Source organism: Paenibacillus gansuensis, from assembly GCF_042684925.1.
GTDB lineage: Bacteria > Bacillota > Bacilli > Paenibacillales > DY6 > Paenibacillus_N > Paenibacillus_N gansuensis.
In genome coordinates, this window is the sequence record NZ_JBHUME010000015.1 from 208173 (window position 1) to 226844 (window position 18672).

Here is an 18672-nt window from a genome sequence, read left to right on the forward strand (position 1 = left end):
AAAGAATTAGAAGAAACCAGCAATCAGCTAGGCGATCCTAGAGTATATATGAAATAAAACCCCTCGAATGTGAGGGGTTTTATTTTCATCTGATTTCAATACGCATTGACCCCGATTTTATTCAAGGTCTCTTCAATAAAAGCCGGCTCGTCCTTCGGCGAACGCGAGGTCACCAGGTTGCGGTCCACCACCACTTCCTGATCAACAAAGCTGCCTCCGGCCTGGCGGATCTCATCTTGAATGCCGGAATACCCGGTCAATGTCCGGTCTCGCAGCAAGCCGGCGGATGCCAGCACTTGCGGGCCATGGCAGATCGCTGAAATCGGTGTACCGGCCCGGTCAGCCTCTTTTACAAAATTCTGTATAGCCGTATCGCCCCGCAGCTTCTCGGGCGAAGACCCTCCGGGTATGATGACGGCTGCATAATCGCTCGCTTTGGCCTGACTGGCGCTTAGATGGGAGGTGTAGGTCACAGTTCCCTTTTTTCCTTTCAGCTCCGCATCCCGTTCCAGACTGATGATGACCGCCTCGTGGCCTGCCTTCGTCATCGCCTCGTAGGGGTTCTGCATTTCGGAATCCTCAAACCCGTCCGCCACCAAAAACGCTACTTTTTTCACATTTTGCTGTACATCCGCATCCATCTCAGTCGCCTCCATTTAGGTAAGTTACATAGCTTTACCCCAAAAAGAGCCCGTCCAAGCAGACGCCGCGCATTGAAATCAGCGCTCAAAGCCACCATCAACCCGTTTTCAGCCCCAGTTAGTCATATGCCATACCACTAACCAACCGAAGAAGACTAGTTAGTCATATGTGGTATCACTAACAGCCTGCAAATGGCCGAAATCAGCACTCAAAGCCATCATTAGCCTTATTAATTCGGTCCCATTTACCCGCGAGCCCAAGCCGCTGTTTCCGCCGCGCTTTTGCCTGCATTGTAGCCTGTAGTAAAAGCCGCCGTGATGTTGTAGCCGCCCGTATAGCCGTGGATGTCGAGCACCTCGCCGCAAAAAAACAAGCCTGGCATCAGCTTCGATTCCATCGTCTTGGGATCGACCTCTTTCAAGTATACGCCTCCGCCGGTGACGAAAGCTTCCTCAATCGACAGCGTGCCTTTGGCCTCGATCGGGAACGCCTTTATCAGCTCCGCCAGCTCCGCCCACGGCTGCTTCGGGATGTTAGCGAACGTCACATCCTCGGCCAGCCCCGCCTTGCGGAGCAGCACCGGAATCATGCGCTCGGGCAGCAGCCCTTTGAGCACATTCTTGACCGCCTTCTTCGGCTCGGCCTCCGCAAGCCGAAGCGTCTCCACCCGGACGTCCTCCACAGACTTGTCCGGGAACAAATCCACGGTCAGGCGCACCGTACCGCCGCTGCCCGCAGCCTTAAGCGCCTTGACCACGAACTGGCTGCAGCGCAGCGCCGCGGGTCCCGACACACCAAAATGCGTGAAGATCATGTCGCCCTCATGCTCCACGATCCGCTTCCCTTTCGGGTTCCACACCGAAAGGGTAATGTCCCGCAGCGAGAGCCCTTGCAGCTCCCGCGAGCGCACAAAGTCATCCCCCGACGTGATCGGAACCTCAGTCGGGTACAGCTCCGTCACCGTGTGCCCCGCTTCCTCCGCCCAGGCATAGCCGTCGCCGGTCGAGCCCGTATGGGGCACCGACTTGCCTCCGGTAGCGATCACCACGCACCGGCTTTCCAGCACCGCGCCGGACTTGAGCTTTACGCCGCTCACATGGCCGCCGTCGTACAGCACGCGGGCCACCGGCGCGTTCGTTTTGAACTCCACGCCGAGCGCCCGTACCTTGCCGACCAGCGCGTCGACTACCGTCTTTGCACGGTCGGAAACCGGGAACATGCGTCCCCGGTCTTCCTCTTTGAGCTTGATCCCGAGCCCCTCGAAAAACGCGATAATATCCCGGTTGCTGAACGTGTTGAACGCGCTGTAAAGAAAACGCCCGTTACCGGGGATATGTTTTACGAGCTCATCCAGCTCTTTATTGTTCGTTACATTACACCGGCCGCCGCCGCTGATGCCAAGCTTGCGCCCCAGTTTGTCGCCTTTATCCACAAGCAGCACACTCGCGCCTTGCTCCGCCGCCGCTATGCAGGCCATCAGTCCGGACGGACCGCCGCCGATTACAATTACGTCATATGCCATACTATACTCCTTATGCGATCTCAATGAGATAAACGTCTATAAGACAATCCTTCCCATAACATCGTCATTGTAGCAGAGTAAGATGTAGATGGAAAGCGCAGGGACTCTGGCAGATCAGGCGGCAGGAGTGCTTGGTTTTGCCGCTGGACGGGACTGCCTTTTATCCAGAGTTACCTTCAGTAAAATCAGTGCAAGGGAGGCGGCGAGGAACAGGATGCCGCTCCATGCAATTTGATGCGTACCCCATCTTGTAATAAACCAGCCTCCGGCTGCGGTTCCTAGAGAAATCCCTAAATTAGAAAAAGATACGAACAGGCTGGTTCCAAACTCCGGAGCCTCCGTCGTTTCCATAGTCAACCATGCTTGGCTGATAATGAATCCTCCTGTATGCACGACTCCCCAAAGGACTATTAGAAGTACCATAGGAAGGACAGACTCCCCTGACACATATAGAAGAAGATAAATGAAAGCAAGGGCCAGCGGAAACGCAGCTGCGGTCCAGACTCTGTTTTTACTTAGCAATCTGCCTGCCTGCAAGTTTCCGATGACGCCGCTGGCTCCGAACACAATCAGCATAATACTGATCCATTGGCTGTTCATCTTGGTTACGGCGGTCATATATTCCGAAAAATAACTAAACACCGAGAACATGGCCGCAAGCGTCAAAATAATGGTAGCAATATGAAGCCATAAGCGTGGTTTAGCCAACACTTTTAACTGTGACCCGTAGGATGCCTGTTGACCCGCCGGCATATTGGGAATCCAGAGAAGAAACCCGATGAGCGCAATGATATTTACTAGCGCAGAAAAGAGAAACGCCGCTCCGAGCGAATAGTGATCCGCCAGAAAAGAGGTAATTGGAACGCCGATAACGATTCCGACCGTCCCTCCGGTAAATACTTTGGCTGCAGATTTCATAGCTTGATCGCTTGCATAGAAGCTTGCTGCCGAAACAAATGCTAAAGAGAAGTAAACCGGGTGAAAGAAAGCGGGAATGATACGGAACAGAAGTAAGGCAGAAAAAGTAGGGGCAAAAGCGGATGCCAAATTGGCGGCAGCAAACACCCCTAGAACAACCGACATCATATATTTCCGGTTGTACTTGGAAAGGACCAGAGTTACAAACGGGCCAAACACCGCTATCGTCAGTGCGAACAAGCTGACAAGCATCCCCGCCTGGGAAACGCTGATATTGTATTTCTCCGTAATATGCGGAAATGTACCGATAACACCGAATTCGGTGTTGATCACACTGAAAAGTCCCAAGGCTATTATAAATACGAACCATGATGGTTTTCTTGTATTCATGTCTCTCTCCTTCTAAAACTGTAGTTGTAGAAGAGAAGTATGATCGATATACTTCATTAATGGAAGTACCCACTTTTTTGTTATATAGGTACCAAAAAGTGATAATTGTTATCATACTGTTTTTAAGAGCATCTATACAGATAACGTAAGAGTAGTTACAATAGACGGAAACGTTTTGACTTGGAGAGGTGAAATATGAAAATTTATCATTGCGACCTGGAAATCACTCTGGACATTATCGGGGGCAAATGGAAATCCTTGATTTTATATTATCTGCTCAAAGGGCCGAAACGTACGAGCGAGTTGAAACGGCTGATCCCTTCCATCACTCAAAAAATGCTGGTGCAAACATTGAGGGACCTCGAGACCGACGGCGTGATTAACCGGAAATCCTACAATCAGGTTCCGCCTAAAGTCGAATACTCGACGACTGAATTGGGGCGGTCGCTTGAGCCGATTATGAGGCAGCTTTGCAAATGGGGAGGGGCGTACGCCGAACAAAATTTCGCTGAAGGTGAATTTCAAATTTTGAACGCGGAATAAGCAGTGCCCTGATTGTGCATAATCCTAACGCAGCCGTATCACGCGGGTGCGTTTTTTTTCTGTTCTGGAGCCCAATTGTAACTAAAAGGTGACTATATCACAAAAAAGTACGTACTATTCTTTTTGTATTTAAGGGGTCATAATAGCACTTGTGCAGGACAGCATACCAAAACCACAGGGAAGGGAGATGAGATCATGGCTACTACAGATCAAATCGTCATTGTAGCAAGATTTACTTTAAAACCGAATATGAAAGAGAAGTTCATGCAAATATTGGTGCCTCTTTTCGATAGAATGTCTCAGGAAAGCACGTTTGTGAACGCCATCGTTCATGAAGATATCGACAATCCGGATGAAGTTGTTTTTTATGAAATCTGGAATTGCTCCAGAGAAACATGGCTTGCGGAAGAAGCAACTAAGCCTTACCGTGAAACGCCTAATCAGCAAGCTGCTGAAATTATGGTAGGCAGAACGATGAATTGGCTTGTCCCGACAGGTGAATGGGGAAGTAATCTAACAGCCGGTAAACGGCACTAAAAGGAGGCATTACAATTATGGGATTATTTGAAGGAAAAGTGGCGGTAGTTACAGGCGGAACGAGCGGAATCGGCCTAGGAGCGGCGATGATGTATGCTCGGGAAGGCGCTCATGTGTTTATCACAGGGCGGAGACAAAGCGAGCTTGATGCGGCTGTAAAACTGATCGGAGCTAACGTAACCGGGGTGCAGGGTGACGTGTCCAATCTGGAGGATCTCGACAAACTGTTCGAAACCGTGAAGCGCGAGAAGGGCCATCTGGATTTTCTTTTTGCTAACGCAGGGCTGGGAAGTTTTGCTCCATTGGGTGAGATTAGCGAAGACCATTACGATAAGACGTTTGATGTGAATGTGAAGGGAACGATTTTTACGGTGCAAAAAGCGCTGCCGCTGTTCCCTGGCAAGGTTGGTTCCATTATAATTACCGGTTCTCTGACAGCAACCCAAGGGGATCCTGCATTCAGCGTTTACGGCGCTACGAAAGCGGCGATCCGCCAGCTGGTGCGCAGCTGGATTCTGGATCTGAAAGAAACGCAAATCCGCGTAAATGTTGTGCATCCGGGGTATATTAACACGCCTGCTTACGAGTCGTTGTTCGGCAAAGAAGCTTTGCCTGGTGTGCTGGAATTCATGAAAACTAAGACTACATTAGGCAGAATAGGAACGCCTGAAGATATTGCAAATGCAGTTAAGTTCCTGTCTTCCGATGACAGCAGCTACATTACGGGCATCGAACTTTCGGTGGACGGCGGAGCGGGACAATATTAACAGCTGAATGAGTACAGTAACGGCCCTTCCGGTTGGTCCCGGGAGGGTTGTTTTTTCGCTTTGTATGCGTTGTTGGCGGTTGTGGAGCGGAAGTGCTAAAATGGTGGCAAACTGTAGTTGAATTCATTTCAGGAGGCAGCCATGGCCCAGCGATACAAAATCACCAGATCTTTTCAAGATAGCAGCACACGTCCGAGCACCATTTCATTGGAAGAATGCAAAGCCTATTTTGCGTCGCAGCCGGATTTCACTTACACCACGGTGTTCACTGTAAAAGGCGAAACCACGATGTCCATCGAGGGGGATTTCTTTATGTGGAGCCTGGAGGGCGCACAAATCCCGTTCCGGCATTACCAAGGAGACCTGTATGTGTCCGGCACGAATGAAGCGGTCATTCCCAAAATCGCGGAAGTCGCAAGCGCATTGAGCGCAGATGTGACGGAAGGCTGATATTTTAAACTAACTATTAAGTAGCCGCTTGACAAAAGTAAGTGAAAGAAGCATAATATAAGTATTCCGTTATATGAAAGGATGAGTGACAATGGGAGCAACAGCGTTAACGAAAGATACGTTTAAAGATACAATCGCTTCTGGCACAACTTTGGTCGATTTCTGGGCGCCATGGTGCGGTCCTTGCAAAATTCAGCTGCCTATCGTAGAAGAACTCGCGGAAGAGCTGAAAGGCCAAGCGAATATTACAAAAGTAAATGTCGACGACCAGCCTGAACTGGCTTCCGAATACGGCATTATGAGCATTCCTACCCTGCTGATCTTCAAAGACGGCGAGCTTCAAAACAAGCTGGTAGGCCTGCAAAGCAAAGAGTCTTTAGCCGCTAAACTGGCTTAATCCGGCAACTCGCATGTAAACACAGTCAACACACGGAATTATCCCCCCCCACACCCGAAGGAGCATATCTCCTTCGGGTTTTTTGGCGTTCACGGGGAATCCGTATTCATTTCTCCCTAAATAGACATACTACGGTACGGAAGGAATACCAGACCAACGATAAAGGAGACTTCATCAGCCATGGCTAACAAAAATGATTCTAAAGCGCAGCAGGAGCAAGCCCGCGAAAACTCCAAAAAAGTGACGCAAACCGTCCAACCGGGCGATGCGGGTTATGACAAAAAACTCGACGGGGAAAACCGCCCGTCCGTATAAGCGAACCATCGAAGGAGGTTCCGGGGAATGGATAACTTCAAGAATCGCAACGATTTGGATCCGTATGAGATCAACTTTTTGCCTGAATTTCATGGGAAGCTCGGTCCCCGGAACCCTTTCATCAACTCACACGGGGTGCTGATCGGTGATCATGATTATGCGTCTCCTGATTCACCGCTGGAGCAGTGGAGCACGGAGACGGATCCGGCCGTCATGGCGGGCGATGAATGGGTGCATCCCTACAAAGATGTAGGCTATCATACTTCTGAAAACCGGGATTATTTTGAGCGGGGCATTGCGCCGCAGGCGGGGATTTACATGCACCCGGATAAGGATGCCGCTTATCAGGCATATAATCTGGAACCGCATGAAAAGGAAGAGGAACGAGGGTAAGTTTCCGCTGCAGATAGGGTTTACCTGCTTTGCTTTCACTTCCCGGGGATGTATAATAGGAAGTAAGCTGCAATGCTTTCTATAGTTAATTTCCATAGAGGAGTGAAGGTACATGAATATGTCTTTTGAACGATATATGCTTGATATGGTTCAGCCGATGCGCGACGACCTGACGAGAATCGGGATTACGGAACTGCGCACCCCGGAACAAGTAGAGGAATCTATTCCGAACGCGGATGGTACCACGCTGCTGGTCATCAACTCCGTATGCGGATGCGCTGCGGGCCAATGCCGTCCAGGCGTGGCGCGTGCCCTGCAGAACTCCAAAGTGCCGAACAACCTGTACACCGTGTTTGCGGGCCAGGACAAAGAGGCTACGGCGAAAGCAAGAGAATATCTTGCTCCATACCCGCCGTCTTCTCCTTCCATCGCAGTGTTCAAGAACGGCGAGCTGGTGCATTTCATCGAACGCCATCAGATCGAGAACCGTTCCGCCGACGAGATCGCGGCTGACCTGTCGCAAGCTTTCGATAAGTACGTAGACTAACACAAATATCTCCCGCCTTCGTTGAAGGGGGAGGTATTTTTTTAAGTGCACGCTTGTAAGGTTTGCAAGCTCTGCAAGCTTTGCGAACTCTGCATGCTTTGTAAGTTCTGTCAGTTCTGTCAGTTCTGCCCGTTTTTCCAGTTCTTGCAGTTCTTCCAGTTCTTGCAGTTCTTGCAGTTCTTCCAGTTCTTCCAGTTCTTCCAGTTCTTTAGTTTTTCGCTGCATCCGGTTTGCTGCTTTGGTACCGATTTTCCTTATTTTGCTGCTCCATTACCATAAATGATGCCTTTTGGCAGCCGGCCTGGATATATTGGGCTATGATTTTCCTTATTCTGTATATCCGACTACCGATTAAGGAAAATCAGTGTCGTTTACCCAAGCATAAGTGTGAAAAAACGTCAAAATAGCGTAATTTGGCGACCGAATAGCGAATTTCATTACCATAATGGTGGAGGGGGAGCCTCCCTCAGCTTATTGGAGCAGCTAAATTGTCTAAGCGAAGCTAACCTGGCTCAAACAACGAACCGGCTGCCCTACAACTCGCTCCATATGAAGTTCATCCGCTCCATAATGGCCTCCGCCTGCTTTGCTCCGCCTCTTTGGCGGACACGCGCGAAGCCTTCCGAGAGGTTCGGTTTGCGGATCAGGTTATGGGCATCAGTGGCGAGAGTGTGTACATAATTCCCGTCGATCATCCAATAAGCGAACTCTTCCGCTTCCTTGCTGTTTTTGCCGATCAGGCTGTCGGCGGAAACCTGGGTCCAGGCTCCGGCTTCGAGGCAGTCAAGCAGAAGCTGCGGCTCCGTGCGGAAGAAGATATGACGCTCCGGGTGTGGGATGATGGGCTGAACGCCTTGGTCCGCAAACCAGCGGATAACCTCCGGCGTAGAGTCAGTATACTCTGCCCAGCGCTGTTCCAGCAGCACGAAGTTACCGTTGCGGCCGAGGTAACAGAACGACTGGTGCCTGACCTGTTCCTTCACAAAGTCGAAGCTTTCCAGCCGGAGCTCATTTCCCGGGTAAACCTTCAGAGGAATGCCGGCAAGCTCAAGCGCGTCCTGCACATCGGCAGTCAGCCGCAGCACGGTTTCACGTTTGACACGCAGTGAATCGGTAAAGTGCGGGGTGGCGATGATCGCGCGAACCCCGTCTTCATAGGCCAGTCTAGCCATGCCGACGGATTCTTCCAGCGTTTTGGCGCCGTCATCGACTCCGGGCAGAATGTGGCAGTGAATATCGATCATAGCTGCTACCTCCTATGTATTGACTGTAAAAGGAAACCATTGTCTCGTTATCGTAACAAAGGATCAGGGTAAAATCTACTTGAAGTCTCGGTCCGCTGAATTATACTAAGAGAATACTAGAGAAAGAGGTGTTTTCGATGAGCCTGCAGCAGGAGATCATTGCGAAACTCGGAGTGAAGCCGGTTATTGATGTGGATGAGGAAATCCGCAAGAGAGTCGATTTCTTGAAAGACTATGTGAAGAAGTCCCGTACCAGCGGCTTGCTGATCGCGATCAGCGGGGGGATCGACAGCGCGGTGGCAACAGGGCTGTGCAAAATGGCTACCGACGAGCTCAAAGCCGAAACCGGCCAGGATTACATGACCTTGGGTGTGTTTCAGCCATATGGGGAGCAAACGGATATCGCGCACAGCTACGAAACGGCCAAAGCATTTAACCTTGAGCATACGGTAGAAACCAACATTGAGGAACCGGTGGACGAAGTGGCTCTGGAAGTAGAGCACGGATACAAAAGACTGGGCATCCACCGCCACATAAGCAAAGAGGCGAAGGGCAATATCAAAGCCCGCATGCGGATGGTCACTCAGTATGCGCTTGCGTTTGACTTGAACCTGCTGGTGGTAGGCACTGACCATGCGTCTGAGGCGATCACCGGTTTCTTCACCAAGTATGGCGACGGTGCTGTGGATATTACCCCGTTGAGCTCGCTGAACAAGCGCCAGGTCCGGCAGCTGGCTGCCAAGCTGGGCGTGCCTAAGAGCGTGCTCGAGAAAGCTCCGACAGCCGGCCTTTGGGAAGGCCAGACGGATGAGAAGGAGCTTGGCATCACTTACGATGACAACAGCGACTACCTGGAAGGCAAAGACGTGCCTGCCGAAGCACGGGAAAAGCTTGAGAAACAATACCTGAGAACAGAGCACAAGCGCGTGCCGATACCGGGTATTTAAAGCAGAATGAACTAAGGTTGTTTCCTTTGCGAAGGGAACAGCCTTTTTCTGTCATTTCTCTGCATGCTTCATCGGTCCCAATGCCCAATTTTTGCCTATTTCGTTTTAAATCCCGGCCGAATCGTGTAGACTTGAGGGTAGCGCCAAATTTTAAGCAAATGAGGGACGCCAACAGCCATGATTATCGGAATCGGACATGATGTAATAGAAATCAGAAGAATCGATAAAGCGCTCCGGCAGCGGTACAGCGATATGTTTATGCGCAGAGTGCTGACGGAAGCGGAATATGAATATGCCAAAGAAAAAGCGAGCGGACGCTTGACCGAGTTTGTCGCCGGCCGTTTTTCCGCCAAGGAAGCGATCGTCAAGGCACTGGGCTGCGGCATCGGCCGCAAGGCCGGTTTCCACGATGTGGAGATTTTGCCGGACGATGCGGGCAAACCTGTCTGCAAGTTGAGTGAAGCTGCGCTGCAAAGGCTGGGGTTGTCGGGCGAACCGCTGCGGATTCATATCAGCATTACCCACAGCGAGTTCCTTGCTTCCTCGTTTGCTGTAGCCGAACAAGAGTAATAGAGCGTGCCATGCACTGCTTAGCGAAAAGAAGAAACCGGGCCTCCGGTTTCTTCTGTTTTTGTTTCAGGGGGACTGTGCTACAATCCTGCCATACGCTGTACTACAAGAGACTTTTTGTGCAAAAGGGGATACATCAAGCATGGACGCCGCCATACAACAATCATCCGACACATCCGCAAACCGGCAGAGAAACAAGGGGATGCGTCCGCTGCGCCGGTTGAATTCGTTTGCTATTTTATTGTTATCCAGCATTCTGCTCACGTTCGGGAATAAAATTTACGAGCTGGTTCTGCCGCTCCTCATGTACGAACTGACGCATTCCTCCGTGGCCATGGCTCAAATGCGCACGGCGGAGCTGCTTCCGAACTTTTTCTTCGCCGTGTTTATCGGAGTGATCGTGGACCGTGTCAACAAAAAAACCTGGGTCATCTCCATGGTGGGTGCCCAAGCCGTGCTGCTGATTGCGTTAGTGCTGCTGGTCCGGTCCGGTTCGCCTTATTTTTTCTTATACTACCTGATCGGGTTTCTGTTGATGACGTTTAATTACGGGTATTTTAATGCCCAGATGAGTCTGACCAAGCTTGCTGTTCCGGGCCAGCAACTGACTCAGGCGAATGCGAAGTTTTCCTTGGTTGATACGTTTTTCGGGGTGATGGGACCGGCCCTTTCCGGGTTGATTCTTATGCTGGCTCATTTATACGACGGGCTGCTCATGACGGCGGCGGCTTATTTAATCTGTGTTTTGCTGCTGTTTCAGCTCAGGCTCAACCAAGGGCAGGACGCCAGGGTGACGCACGGTACGATGTGGGAAGATCTGCGGGAAGGCTGGAAAGCGTTCCGGGCCAACCGGTTGATGGGAACGATGACGCTCTTCATTATGGGGCTGAATTGTACGATGACGGTGGTGGGGACGACGCTGATCTTTTACGCTAAAGACGATCTTCATTTATCGGATTCCCTGCTCGCGCTGGTGCTGTCTGTCAGCGGGGTCGGGGGCTTGGCAGCAAGCCTGTTCGTCGGCAGGCTGCGCACAAAGTTCGGCATAGGGGTGCTGTTCGGTTGTTCGGCTTTGGTAAACGGCCTGTCCTACCTGGGGATGTTTGCATCGTCAAATGTATACATGCTCCTTCCTGCCTTGCTGGCCAATGGGTTTGCCATGACCGTTTATGCCGTATGTGCGAACACCTTCCGCCATGAACAGACCCCGGTCCATTTGATCGGCCGCATCAGCGGCATCACAGGGATGTTATACCGGGTCGGCATGCCCGTTGCGATGATGATCTCCGGCTATATGATTCAGGACCTGGGCGCCTCTTCCGTCTTTATCGCCTCCGCCGCATTCAACCTGGTTTTGTTTGCTCTGCTGCTTCGCACCGCTTTATGGCGGACGCGGTAGAGCGTTACCTGTCTCCAAGCCACCGTATACCAAAGGGTCGATCTCATAAGATCGGCCTTTTTTCGTATTCCGCGTATCCAATTGCAAGCTGCTGAACATAGTATAAAAGCCCAAAAAGTATTTTATTTATAAAAGTACCTTGACTGACATAGTAGTGTGTTGTATTATACAGATGCGGGGTGATGAAATGAGCGAAAACAAACTAACTTCAGACCTGCTGCGCGGGCATACCGATACGATGATTTTACGGCTTCTATCCGAAGCGGACCGATACGGGTACGAAATCGTCAAGTTGATTGCGGAGCGTTCAGGCGGGGAATATGAACTAAAAGAAGCGACCATGTACTCCAGCGTCAGGCGCCTAGAGGCAGAAGGCGACATCGAGTGGTATTGGGGAGACGAATCCCAAGGCGGCCGGCGGAAATATTTCAGGATCACGAACAAGGGCAGAGAATCTTACGAACGCAACAAGAACAATTGGGAGTACGCCAAGCGCGTCCTCGAAAACTTACTATGAGGAGAGTGGATGTTTTGAATCAGAAACTGACCAGCTATGTAAACGGAGTCTTCGCACCATACGATGGGGTGAAGAGTGTAGATGAATTGAAGTCGGATCTGCACGCCGATCTGCAGCAGCGGTTCCGTGAGCTTGTAGAAGAGGGCAAAGACGAAAATACAGCTTTTGAGATGACCATCGACAGCATTGGTGATATCGAACAGACGGTGCAGGAGGTTGCCAATCTTTCCCGTTCGCTGCAGCGTCAAGTGGTGACGAACTTCAGCGCGAGTAATTTGCATGGAAGCGATTTTGCCGGCGTGACCGTGCATAAAGGGAAATTCTCAGGGAGCGCGCTGCGGGGATCGGATTTTTCAAACGCAGACTTGACGGGCAGCACGTTTGCCGGCAGCGATGTGCGGGAAGCGAAGTTTGACGGCGCAAACCTCACTGACTGTAACTTTTCGGCGCTGGACCTTTCGGACGCGAGTTTTAACAAATCTATTCTGGTGCGCACCAACTTCACTGCCTCCGGCCTGGACCGGGTTCAATTTGCCAACGCCAGATTAACCGATGTGAAGCTCAATACGACGGACCTGAAGAAAACCGTGTTTGCTAATTGTGTGTTCGAAGGTGTGGAATTTAAAATGTCCGATCTCACGGGCCAAAACTTCGACGGGCAAACGTTTATCGGCGTCAAGTTCGAGAAGTCGGCTCTGACGGACGCATCGTTCAAAGGAGCGGTCTTAAAGGATGTTTCTTTTCAAGCGGGCTTTACCTTATCCAAAAAGTTTTATCGTGCGCTCAAAACAATCAATTTTGACGGCGCAGTGATGGATAAGTTGACCTATGCATCGCTCAAAGGAATGGAAGTCGACCTGTCCAACGTGATTGTCAGATAACAGAGGAAGAGGAGGGAAGAGGATGAACAAGTCCATTCAAGTGAAAGGCTTGCACAAGTCTTACAAAGAGCTCCAAGTCCTGAAAGGTGTAGATTTCGAGGTGGAGAAGGGCAGCATCTTTGCCTTGCTGGGCTCCAATGGCGCGGGCAAGACGACCGTTGTCAAAATTCTCACCACACTGCTGAAGCAAGACAGCGGGAGCGCCACCGTCAACGGGTTCGATGTGGCGTCCAAACCGGACCATGTTCGGCAGTCAATCAGTTTGACAGGGCAGTATGCGGCCGTGGATGAATTGCTGACCGGGCGGGAGAACCTGATTATGATCGCCAAACTGCGATACCTCAAGCAGCCTCGTCAGGTTGCGGATGATTTGCTGAAGCGGTTCGGTTTGACGGAAGCCGCCGACCGGAGGGCGTCCACCTACTCGGGAGGTATGCGCAGAAGGCTCGACATCGCTTTGAGCCTTGTCGGAAGCCCGCAAATTATTTTTCTCGACGAGCCGACCACAGGGCTGGACCCGGAGGCGCGCATCGAGGTATGGAAAATCGTAAAGGAGCTTGCAGACAGCGGGACTACGGTGTTCCTGACCACACAGTATCTAGAGGAAGCGGAACAGCTTGCTGATAAGATCGCTATTTTGCATCAAGGTAAAATTATTGCCAACGGCACACTTTCAGACTTAAAGAAGCTGTTCCCGTCGGCCAAAGTGGAATATGTGGAGAAACAGCCGTCTTTGGAAGAGATTTTCCTATCCATCATCGGCAAGAAGGAGGGAGCGTAAATGGAAACGGTAAAGAAACATTTTGTTAACGATGTGGGGGTTATGCTGGGACGTTCCATGCGTCACATTACCCGCAGTATGGACACCATTGTCACGGTCACGGTAATGCCCATCATGTTTATGCTGCTGTTCGTTTACGTCTTCGGCGGAGCCATTCAAACCGGAACGGATAACTATGTGAATTACCTGCTGCCCGGCATCCTGCTGATTGCCATTGCTACAGGGATTTCCTATACGTCTTACCGTCTGTTCATGGATGTGCAAAAAGGGATTTTTGAACGATTTCACTCCATGCCGATTTCCCGTTCTACCCTACTGTGGGGCCATGTGCTGACCTCTCTAGTGTCCAACGCCATCTCGGTTGTCGTAATCATTCTTGTAGCGTTGTTATTGGGCTTCCGTTCCTCGGCCGGCATTCTGGAATGGTTTGCGGTAGCCGGCATCCTCATGCTGTTCACACTGGCTTTAACCTGGGTTGCTGTCATTGCAGGCCTGTCGGCCAAATCGGTGGATGGCGCCAGCGCCTTCTCCTATCCGATTATCTTTCTTCCGTTTATCAGTTCGGCCTTCGTGCCGACCGAGTCCATGACTAAGGTCGTTCGTGCCTTTGCCGAAAATCAGCCGGTAACCTCCATCGTCGAAGCCATCCGCGCTTTGTTATCAGGCCAGCCGGTGGGCAGCGATGTGTGGACCGCTCTTGCTTGGTGCGCGGCAATTTTAGTGGTAGCTTACTATTTTGCTATGAGGGTTTATAAGAAGAGGTTTTGATTCTATGTGGAAGTTGAAAAAAAACACTAAAATAGAAAAGCCCAGTCTGACACTACGTTGAGTGTTGAGACTGGGCTTTTCAATGTTTATCCAGTATTTGCAGGTTCCCATCTCCGAAGCTTTCCTTGTTGCAAGTAAGCAAAACGTCATTTGTTTTTATTTTTTAACTACAGGGACCCAAAATTCGCCGTAGAATGTGCCGTCTCCGTTATCTTTTCGATAAGTCGCATTTGGACCGCCGATGTAAGCATAGTCAGTGATTTGGGACAAGACTTCACCAAAAGCACGGTAAGTCAGTTGATCAAACAAAGTTTCCTTATCGCCGGTTCCTGCGACCACGATGTACTCGCTCTCTGGAAACTCGATGAGACGCGTTGCGTCTGCCACTGATTTGCCAGCTAGTACCCCAAAATAATTCCAAGGTTTACCTTGATAAACTTCGTTAACTGACCATTCGCGATCGTCCTTTGCGGCTTTTTTGAGTTTATCAAAACGCCCGTCAGCTTTGAGCCCGCCCCAAAACTCCGCTTTTTCCTTTTGCAAAGCCTGCATGTCTTGAAAATTCGATTGGATTGAAAAACCATAAGCGGTCAATGTGAATGATTTTTTGTGTTCCAGTGAGTAATTTACCATGGGGGTTCTCCTTATATTCAGAAATTAGCCTTCGACTTTTTTTACACGAAGCCACATTTCGCCGTAGAATTCACCGTTTTCAGCTGCTTTCACAAATGTTGAATTACCAGGACCAACATATTTGTAGTCCGTGATTCCTTGCAGCATGCCGCCGAAAACATTGCCGGTAATTTCGTCAGCTAAGCGGTCTTTGTCAGCGCCTGTTCCAGGCACGACGAGGTAGTCGCCAGCGAGAAAATCAAGGACTTCCGCGCCTTCCACGTCGAATTCGCCCATCACGCCGAAGCCGCGCCAAGCCTTGCCTGCGATGACGTAATTAATTTGATATTCTTGCCCGTCTGCGAGTGCGAGAAGTTCTGCAAGCTTGTTGTTTTCCGTGATTTCAGCTTTTTTCGCTGCCGTTTTTGCTGCATTGCCTGCCCAGTCGTTGTAGTCTTCAAGTGTAACACCGAAAGCAGTCATTTTGTATTTTTCCGAGATGGTTTTGATAGAATAGGTAGTCATGTGATTCTCTCCTTTGCGGGTTGGTTTTACAAGATTGATTCTACTTTCGGAATGTATCAAAAAATGATACGTTTTATTTTCATCTTCGTGTTTTCGGCTGCTTTTTTGGTACAATACAATCATGAACAAAACAGAACGAGTAAACCTGATCATGCGCTACATCAATAACCGCTCGCATTTTACGATTGCCGAGATTCAGCGGGAGTTCAAGATTTCCCGGGCAACGGCAATACGCGATATTAACGAGATTCAGGCAATGGGATTTCCGCTGACGACCGAGCGCGGGCGAGGCGGCGGATATGATGTCCTGCAAAATCAGTATTTGCCCTCCGTCCGATTCACGTCAGAAGAGCTGAAAGCGATATTTATCAGCTTTATCGCATCGAAAAATTCGCAGCTGCCTTATCTGCATAATCGCCGCTCCATCACTGAAAAACTCATAGGCATTGCATCGCAAGCCCAGCAAGACGAGCTGATCGAGCTGAATAATATCTTGCTTTTTGAAAACACAAATCCTTCCAATCCGAATCTGTTGGAGCTTGATGATGCAGCGCCTGAGGAGCTGAACCAGCTGATTTCGCTTGCCGTTCGGGATAAACACCTGCGCTTGACTTATGAGCTGAGTCCTGGCTGGCCGCAATTGATGGACGTTTATTTGCTGCATATATTCAACTCGAACGCTCAGTGGCTGGCCGAGGTTTATGATCTTGATACGGATGAGTTTCGTTATTTGCCTGTTGTCATGCTGCGGGATTCGGCAATTTCTGAACGGGAGTTGAAGTGGTCAGAGCAAGAGATTTTAAGCAAGAAACTGCTTTTTGCACGTGAGTCCAATCTTGTTGTGAAGCTTGATGCGACTGGGATTCAGCGTTTTAAACGCATGCACCCACCGGGAATTATGTTATCGTTTACCGGGATGTTTCAGTCCAGCGGAATCTTCAATATGCAACTGGATGTGACCGATGTTGATTCGCTGGCGTACTATGCGGATTGGCTTTTATTTCTGGGGAAAGGGGTCCAGTTCGAACGGATTCCCGATGAGCTGCGCGTGATTTTGGAAGAACGTTTAGGGGTGCCGCCAACATGTTAACAACAATATACGCTGAGCCCCCACTAATAAACAAAGAAGTAGCTGAAGCGGCGAAACCGCCGGCAGCCAAGTATGTGTTGTGACTCTCCCTTTTTATACTGAAGCACTGACCTGTCGCTAGACTGAGAAATCGGCTATAATGGGGTTCGTAAACTACAGGGGAGAGGGCTTGACGGGCATGGCAAAGAGTGTCGCTAATCCGTACAAGCATGAAAATAGACAATGAATGCAGTGGAGAATCAGCAATTTTTTAGCCGGAGTTTGTTGGAATGGTATTTGGTTCATCGCAGGGACCTGCCGTGGCGCAGGCACAGAAATCCTTACTACATCTGGGTTTCCGAGATCATGCTGCAGCAAACTAGAGTGGAGACGGTCAAGCCTTATTTTCAGCGGTTCATAGAGAAGTTTCCGACGATTGAAGCGCTGGCGGATGCGCCGGAGGACGAAGTGTTGAAGGCTTGGGAGGGGCTGGGTTACTATTCCAGGGCTAGAAACCTCCAGTCCGCTGTGCGCGAGGTAAAAGAAAGCTACGGAGGCGTGGTGCCGGATACGAAGGAGGAGGTGTCGGCGCTCAAAGGAGTGGGGCCGTACACCACCGGCGCGATCCTTAGTATTGCTTACAATAAACCGGTGCCTGCGGTGGACGGAAATGTAATGCGTGTGCTGTCCCGATACTTCCTAATCGAAGAGGATATTATGAAGGTCAGCACCCGCGTCCGCATGGAGAACCTGGTCAGCGAGCTGTTCCCGGAGGGGCATGCGGGGGATTTCACGCAGGCGCTGATGGAACTGGGCGCGCTGGTCTGTACGCCGAAATCGCCGCACTGCCTCACCTGCCCGGTGATGGAGCATTGCGCGGGCCGGCTCGAGGGCAAGGAAGAGTCGCTGCCCATCAAGAAGAAAGCCAAGCCCCCGCGCCCGGAAGCGCGGCTTGCGGCTTTGATCCGCGGCTCGGGCGAGCGCGCCGGGCAGTTCCTCATCCGCCAGCGCCCGGAGACCGGGCTGCTGGCGCGGATGTGGGAACTGCCGCACGTGCTGTCCCCTGAGCCAGCGTATGCTGTCAGCGGCGGCGGAGCGGGCGCTGACGCGCTCGAAGCCGCTCTGGCCGCGGAGGCCGGGCTGCGCCTTCAGCCGCTGCACTGGCTGATGGAGGCCGAGCACACGTTCAGCCATATTCATTGGAATATGGGCGTGTACGTGTGCGAGCTGGCCCCGGGCCTGCCCGGCGCGGCCGGCGCGGCTTCCCGTTCCGCGGAACGGAGCCTCCCGGCCGATTACGTATGGGTCGATGCCCATACGTGGCGGGAGTACGCGTTCCCGAACGTGTTCCTGCGCATCATCTCTCGATATCTCGAGGACTCGGGCGCATAGCTTCACACCACAGCACCGGCAGGTTATTTGCCCTTATGGGGGCTTAACCTGCCGGTGTTTTATAGTATTTTGGCCCCAATCTAGCAAGACAAAGCCTCTCTAGCCTAATCCCAATCTTCGCATCCGTCTCTTTCCGCTGAACGGTTCAGCTAACGAACTCCAGACACGCTATTTCACCCAAAACTGACGTTTCAAAACTCTAACGAACTCCAGCCATCTTATTTGCTTGTTATTGAGCTTATAACCCCTGTAACAGGGTAAATAACGATACCAAAGTTCGTTAGAATCAAAAGTTACTCAAAAACCACCAAATAAGGTGTCTCAGATTCGTTAGCCGGCAAGGGGTGGACTTAAGTACCTTTATTGCCGCCTTAGAACCATTCAATCACACTAGTTACCATCCACGCTTATGTAGCAAGCCGATCACCAACAAATCACTCACCCACGGACGGTGCCTTGGCGCAATGACACCTAGTCACGGAGCTGTGCAAAGCAACCGCCTAATCATCACCTACTTATCAGCCCATGCAAAGAACCAGCAGTTCT

At 50.8% G+C, this 18672-nt stretch carries 23 protein-coding genes; 17 read left to right on the forward strand and 6 right to left on the reverse strand.

Translation table 11 applies throughout. The features are described from left to right. Positions 1-95: 95 nt before the first annotated feature. From ACFSUF_RS21910 to ACFSUF_RS21920, 3 genes are all read right to left on the reverse strand, one after another. Positions 96-617 carry a type 1 glutamine amidotransferase domain-containing protein gene (locus tag ACFSUF_RS21910; protein ID WP_377606756.1) on the reverse strand — a complete coding sequence of 174 codons (522 nt, stop codon included), beginning with the start codon at positions 615-617 and terminating at the stop codon, positions 96-98. Positions 618-886: 269 nt separating this feature from the next. Further along, positions 887-2164, reverse strand: coding sequence for a BaiN/RdsA family NAD(P)/FAD-dependent oxidoreductase (locus ACFSUF_RS21915; RefSeq protein WP_377606604.1), 1278 nt, complete (start codon positions 2162-2164; stop codon positions 887-889). A gap of 114 nt (positions 2165-2278) precedes the next feature. Then, the gene (locus tag ACFSUF_RS21920) at positions 2279-3472 is read right to left on the reverse strand and encodes an MFS transporter (protein WP_377606606.1); all 1194 of its coding nucleotides are present in this window, start codon (positions 3470-3472) and stop codon (positions 2279-2281) included. Positions 3473-3667: 195 nt separating this feature from the next. Here ACFSUF_RS21920 and ACFSUF_RS21925 point away from each other — a divergent pair, with 195 nt between their 5' ends. The 8 genes from ACFSUF_RS21925 to ACFSUF_RS21960 all read left to right on the forward strand — a co-directional run bounded on the left by ACFSUF_RS21925 (position 3668) and on the right by ACFSUF_RS21960 (position 7421). Beyond that, entirely contained in the window at positions 3668-4015 is a 348-nt protein-coding gene (locus tag ACFSUF_RS21925; protein WP_377606608.1) for a winged helix-turn-helix transcriptional regulator, read from the forward strand. A 195-nt stretch (positions 4016-4210) separates the two neighbouring features. After that, on the forward strand, positions 4211-4552 hold the full coding sequence (locus ACFSUF_RS21930; RefSeq protein ID WP_377606610.1) for a putative quinol monooxygenase: 342 nt from the start codon (positions 4211-4213) through the stop codon (positions 4550-4552). A gap of 17 nt (positions 4553-4569) precedes the next feature. Further along, positions 4570-5319 carry an SDR family NAD(P)-dependent oxidoreductase gene (locus ACFSUF_RS21935; RefSeq protein ID WP_377606612.1) on the forward strand — a complete coding sequence of 250 codons (750 nt, stop codon included), beginning with the start codon at positions 4570-4572 and terminating at the stop codon, positions 5317-5319. Between the two features lie 141 nt (positions 5320-5460). Continuing rightward, on the forward strand, positions 5461-5769 hold the full coding sequence (locus ACFSUF_RS21940) for a hypothetical protein (RefSeq protein WP_377606614.1): 309 nt from the start codon (positions 5461-5463) through the stop codon (positions 5767-5769). A 91-nt stretch (positions 5770-5860) separates the two neighbouring features. Next, entirely contained in the window at positions 5861-6166 is a 306-nt protein-coding gene (gene trxA, locus ACFSUF_RS21945; protein WP_377606616.1) for a thioredoxin, read from the forward strand. Between the two features lie 180 nt (positions 6167-6346). Then, positions 6347-6481 carry a hypothetical protein gene (locus tag ACFSUF_RS21950; RefSeq protein ID WP_377606618.1) on the forward strand — a complete coding sequence of 45 codons (135 nt, stop codon included), beginning with the start codon at positions 6347-6349 and terminating at the stop codon, positions 6479-6481. 27 nt (positions 6482-6508) lie between these two features. Further along, positions 6509-6874 (forward strand): DUF3905 domain-containing protein, encoded by a 366-nt coding sequence (locus ACFSUF_RS21955; protein WP_377606620.1) that lies wholly within the window; start codon positions 6509-6511, stop codon positions 6872-6874. Between the two features lie 112 nt (positions 6875-6986). Beyond that, positions 6987-7421, forward strand: coding sequence for a BrxA/BrxB family bacilliredoxin (locus ACFSUF_RS21960; protein WP_377606621.1), 435 nt, complete (start codon positions 6987-6989; stop codon positions 7419-7421). A gap of 533 nt (positions 7422-7954) precedes the next feature. On the opposite strand, the gene ACFSUF_RS21965 is transcribed toward ACFSUF_RS21960, so the two are convergent. Further along, the gene (locus tag ACFSUF_RS21965) at positions 7955-8665 is read right to left on the reverse strand and encodes a tyrosine-protein phosphatase (protein ID WP_377606623.1); all 711 of its coding nucleotides are present in this window, start codon (positions 8663-8665) and stop codon (positions 7955-7957) included. A gap of 137 nt (positions 8666-8802) precedes the next feature. On the opposite strand from ACFSUF_RS21965, the gene nadE reads away from it, so the two are divergent. The 7 genes from nadE to ACFSUF_RS22000 all read left to right on the forward strand — a co-directional run bounded on the left by nadE (position 8803) and on the right by ACFSUF_RS22000 (position 14528). Beyond that, positions 8803-9612 (forward strand): ammonia-dependent NAD(+) synthetase, encoded by an 810-nt coding sequence (gene nadE / locus ACFSUF_RS21970; protein WP_377606625.1) that lies wholly within the window; start codon positions 8803-8805, stop codon positions 9610-9612. 177 nt (positions 9613-9789) lie between these two features. Beyond that, entirely contained in the window at positions 9790-10182 is a 393-nt protein-coding gene (gene acpS, locus ACFSUF_RS21975; RefSeq protein ID WP_377606627.1) for a holo-ACP synthase, read from the forward strand. A 142-nt stretch (positions 10183-10324) separates the two neighbouring features. Continuing rightward, positions 10325-11581: an MFS transporter gene (locus ACFSUF_RS21980; protein ID WP_377606629.1), complete on the forward strand. Its 1257-nt coding sequence runs from the start codon at positions 10325-10327 to the stop codon at positions 11579-11581. Between the two features lie 187 nt (positions 11582-11768). Next, positions 11769-12098 carry a PadR family transcriptional regulator gene (locus ACFSUF_RS21985; RefSeq protein WP_377606631.1) on the forward strand — a complete coding sequence of 110 codons (330 nt, stop codon included), beginning with the start codon at positions 11769-11771 and terminating at the stop codon, positions 12096-12098. 14 nt (positions 12099-12112) lie between these two features. Then, positions 12113-12979 carry a pentapeptide repeat-containing protein gene (locus ACFSUF_RS21990; RefSeq protein ID WP_377606633.1) on the forward strand — a complete coding sequence of 289 codons (867 nt, stop codon included), beginning with the start codon at positions 12113-12115 and terminating at the stop codon, positions 12977-12979. A 22-nt stretch (positions 12980-13001) separates the two neighbouring features. Next, positions 13002-13760 (forward strand): ABC transporter ATP-binding protein, encoded by a 759-nt coding sequence (locus tag ACFSUF_RS21995; protein ID WP_377606634.1) that lies wholly within the window; start codon positions 13002-13004, stop codon positions 13758-13760. Next, complete coding sequence (locus ACFSUF_RS22000; RefSeq protein WP_377606636.1) at positions 13761-14528, forward strand: ABC transporter permease; 768 nt, start codon at positions 13761-13763, stop codon at positions 14526-14528. A gap of 156 nt (positions 14529-14684) precedes the next feature. On the opposite strand, the gene ACFSUF_RS22005 is transcribed toward ACFSUF_RS22000, so the two are convergent. Together ACFSUF_RS22005 and ACFSUF_RS22010 are read right to left on the reverse strand one after the other, a co-directional pair. Further along, a complete protein-coding gene (locus ACFSUF_RS22005) occupies positions 14685-15161 on the reverse strand; it encodes a GyrI-like domain-containing protein (protein ID WP_377606638.1) in 477 nt (158 codons plus the stop codon). Positions 15162-15185: 24 nt separating this feature from the next. Continuing rightward, a complete protein-coding gene (locus ACFSUF_RS22010; protein ID WP_377606640.1) occupies positions 15186-15665 on the reverse strand; it encodes a hypothetical protein in 480 nt (159 codons plus the stop codon). Positions 15666-15786: 121 nt separating this feature from the next. Here ACFSUF_RS22010 and ACFSUF_RS22015 point away from each other — a divergent pair, with 121 nt between their 5' ends. Both ACFSUF_RS22015 and mutY read left to right on the forward strand, forming a co-directional pair. After that, the gene (locus ACFSUF_RS22015) at positions 15787-16755 is read left to right on the forward strand and encodes a helix-turn-helix transcriptional regulator (protein WP_377606642.1); all 969 of its coding nucleotides are present in this window, start codon (positions 15787-15789) and stop codon (positions 16753-16755) included. A 222-nt stretch (positions 16756-16977) separates the two neighbouring features. After that, positions 16978-18126: an A/G-specific adenine glycosylase gene (mutY, locus tag ACFSUF_RS22020; RefSeq protein WP_377606644.1), complete on the forward strand. Its 1149-nt coding sequence runs from the start codon at positions 16978-16980 to the stop codon at positions 18124-18126. Positions 18127-18672 lie beyond the last annotated feature (546 nt).

Coding starts and splice junctions, on each gene's coding strand:
- ACFSUF_RS21915 (WP_377606604.1), bottom strand. CDS start 2,164: ATGGCATATGACGTAATTGTAATCGGCGGCGGTCCGTCCGGACTGATG.
- ACFSUF_RS21920 (WP_377606606.1), bottom strand. CDS start 3,472: ATGAATACAAGAAAACCATCATGGTTCGTATTTATAATAGCCTTGGGA.
- ACFSUF_RS21925 (WP_377606608.1), top strand. CDS start 3,668: ATGAAAATTTATCATTGCGACCTGGAAATCACTCTGGACATTATCGGG.
- ACFSUF_RS21930 (WP_377606610.1), top strand. CDS start 4,211: ATGGCTACTACAGATCAAATCGTCATTGTAGCAAGATTTACTTTAAAA.
- ACFSUF_RS21935 (WP_377606612.1), top strand. CDS start 4,570: ATGGGATTATTTGAAGGAAAAGTGGCGGTAGTTACAGGCGGAACGAGC.
- ACFSUF_RS21940 (WP_377606614.1), top strand. CDS start 5,461: ATGGCCCAGCGATACAAAATCACCAGATCTTTTCAAGATAGCAGCACA.
- trxA (WP_377606616.1), top strand. CDS start 5,861: ATGGGAGCAACAGCGTTAACGAAAGATACGTTTAAAGATACAATCGCT.
- ACFSUF_RS21950 (WP_377606618.1), top strand. CDS start 6,347: ATGGCTAACAAAAATGATTCTAAAGCGCAGCAGGAGCAAGCCCGCGAA.
- ACFSUF_RS21955 (WP_377606620.1), top strand. CDS start 6,509: ATGGATAACTTCAAGAATCGCAACGATTTGGATCCGTATGAGATCAAC.
- ACFSUF_RS21960 (WP_377606621.1), top strand. CDS start 6,987: ATGAATATGTCTTTTGAACGATATATGCTTGATATGGTTCAGCCGATG.
- ACFSUF_RS21965 (WP_377606623.1), bottom strand. CDS start 8,665: ATGATCGATATTCACTGCCACATTCTGCCCGGAGTCGATGACGGCGCC.
- nadE (WP_377606625.1), top strand. CDS start 8,803: ATGAGCCTGCAGCAGGAGATCATTGCGAAACTCGGAGTGAAGCCGGTT.
- acpS (WP_377606627.1), top strand. CDS start 9,790: ATGATTATCGGAATCGGACATGATGTAATAGAAATCAGAAGAATCGAT.
- ACFSUF_RS21980 (WP_377606629.1), top strand. CDS start 10,325: ATGGACGCCGCCATACAACAATCATCCGACACATCCGCAAACCGGCAG.
- ACFSUF_RS21985 (WP_377606631.1), top strand. CDS start 11,769: ATGAGCGAAAACAAACTAACTTCAGACCTGCTGCGCGGGCATACCGAT.
- ACFSUF_RS21995 (WP_377606634.1), top strand. CDS start 13,002: ATGAACAAGTCCATTCAAGTGAAAGGCTTGCACAAGTCTTACAAAGAG.
- ACFSUF_RS22000 (WP_377606636.1), top strand. CDS start 13,761: ATGGAAACGGTAAAGAAACATTTTGTTAACGATGTGGGGGTTATGCTG.
- ACFSUF_RS22005 (WP_377606638.1), bottom strand. CDS start 15,161: ATGGTAAATTACTCACTGGAACACAAAAAATCATTCACATTGACCGCT.
- ACFSUF_RS22010 (WP_377606640.1), bottom strand. CDS start 15,665: ATGACTACCTATTCTATCAAAACCATCTCGGAAAAATACAAAATGACT.
- ACFSUF_RS22015 (WP_377606642.1), top strand. CDS start 15,787: ATGAACAAAACAGAACGAGTAAACCTGATCATGCGCTACATCAATAAC.
- mutY (WP_377606644.1), top strand. CDS start 16,978: ATGAATGCAGTGGAGAATCAGCAATTTTTTAGCCGGAGTTTGTTGGAA.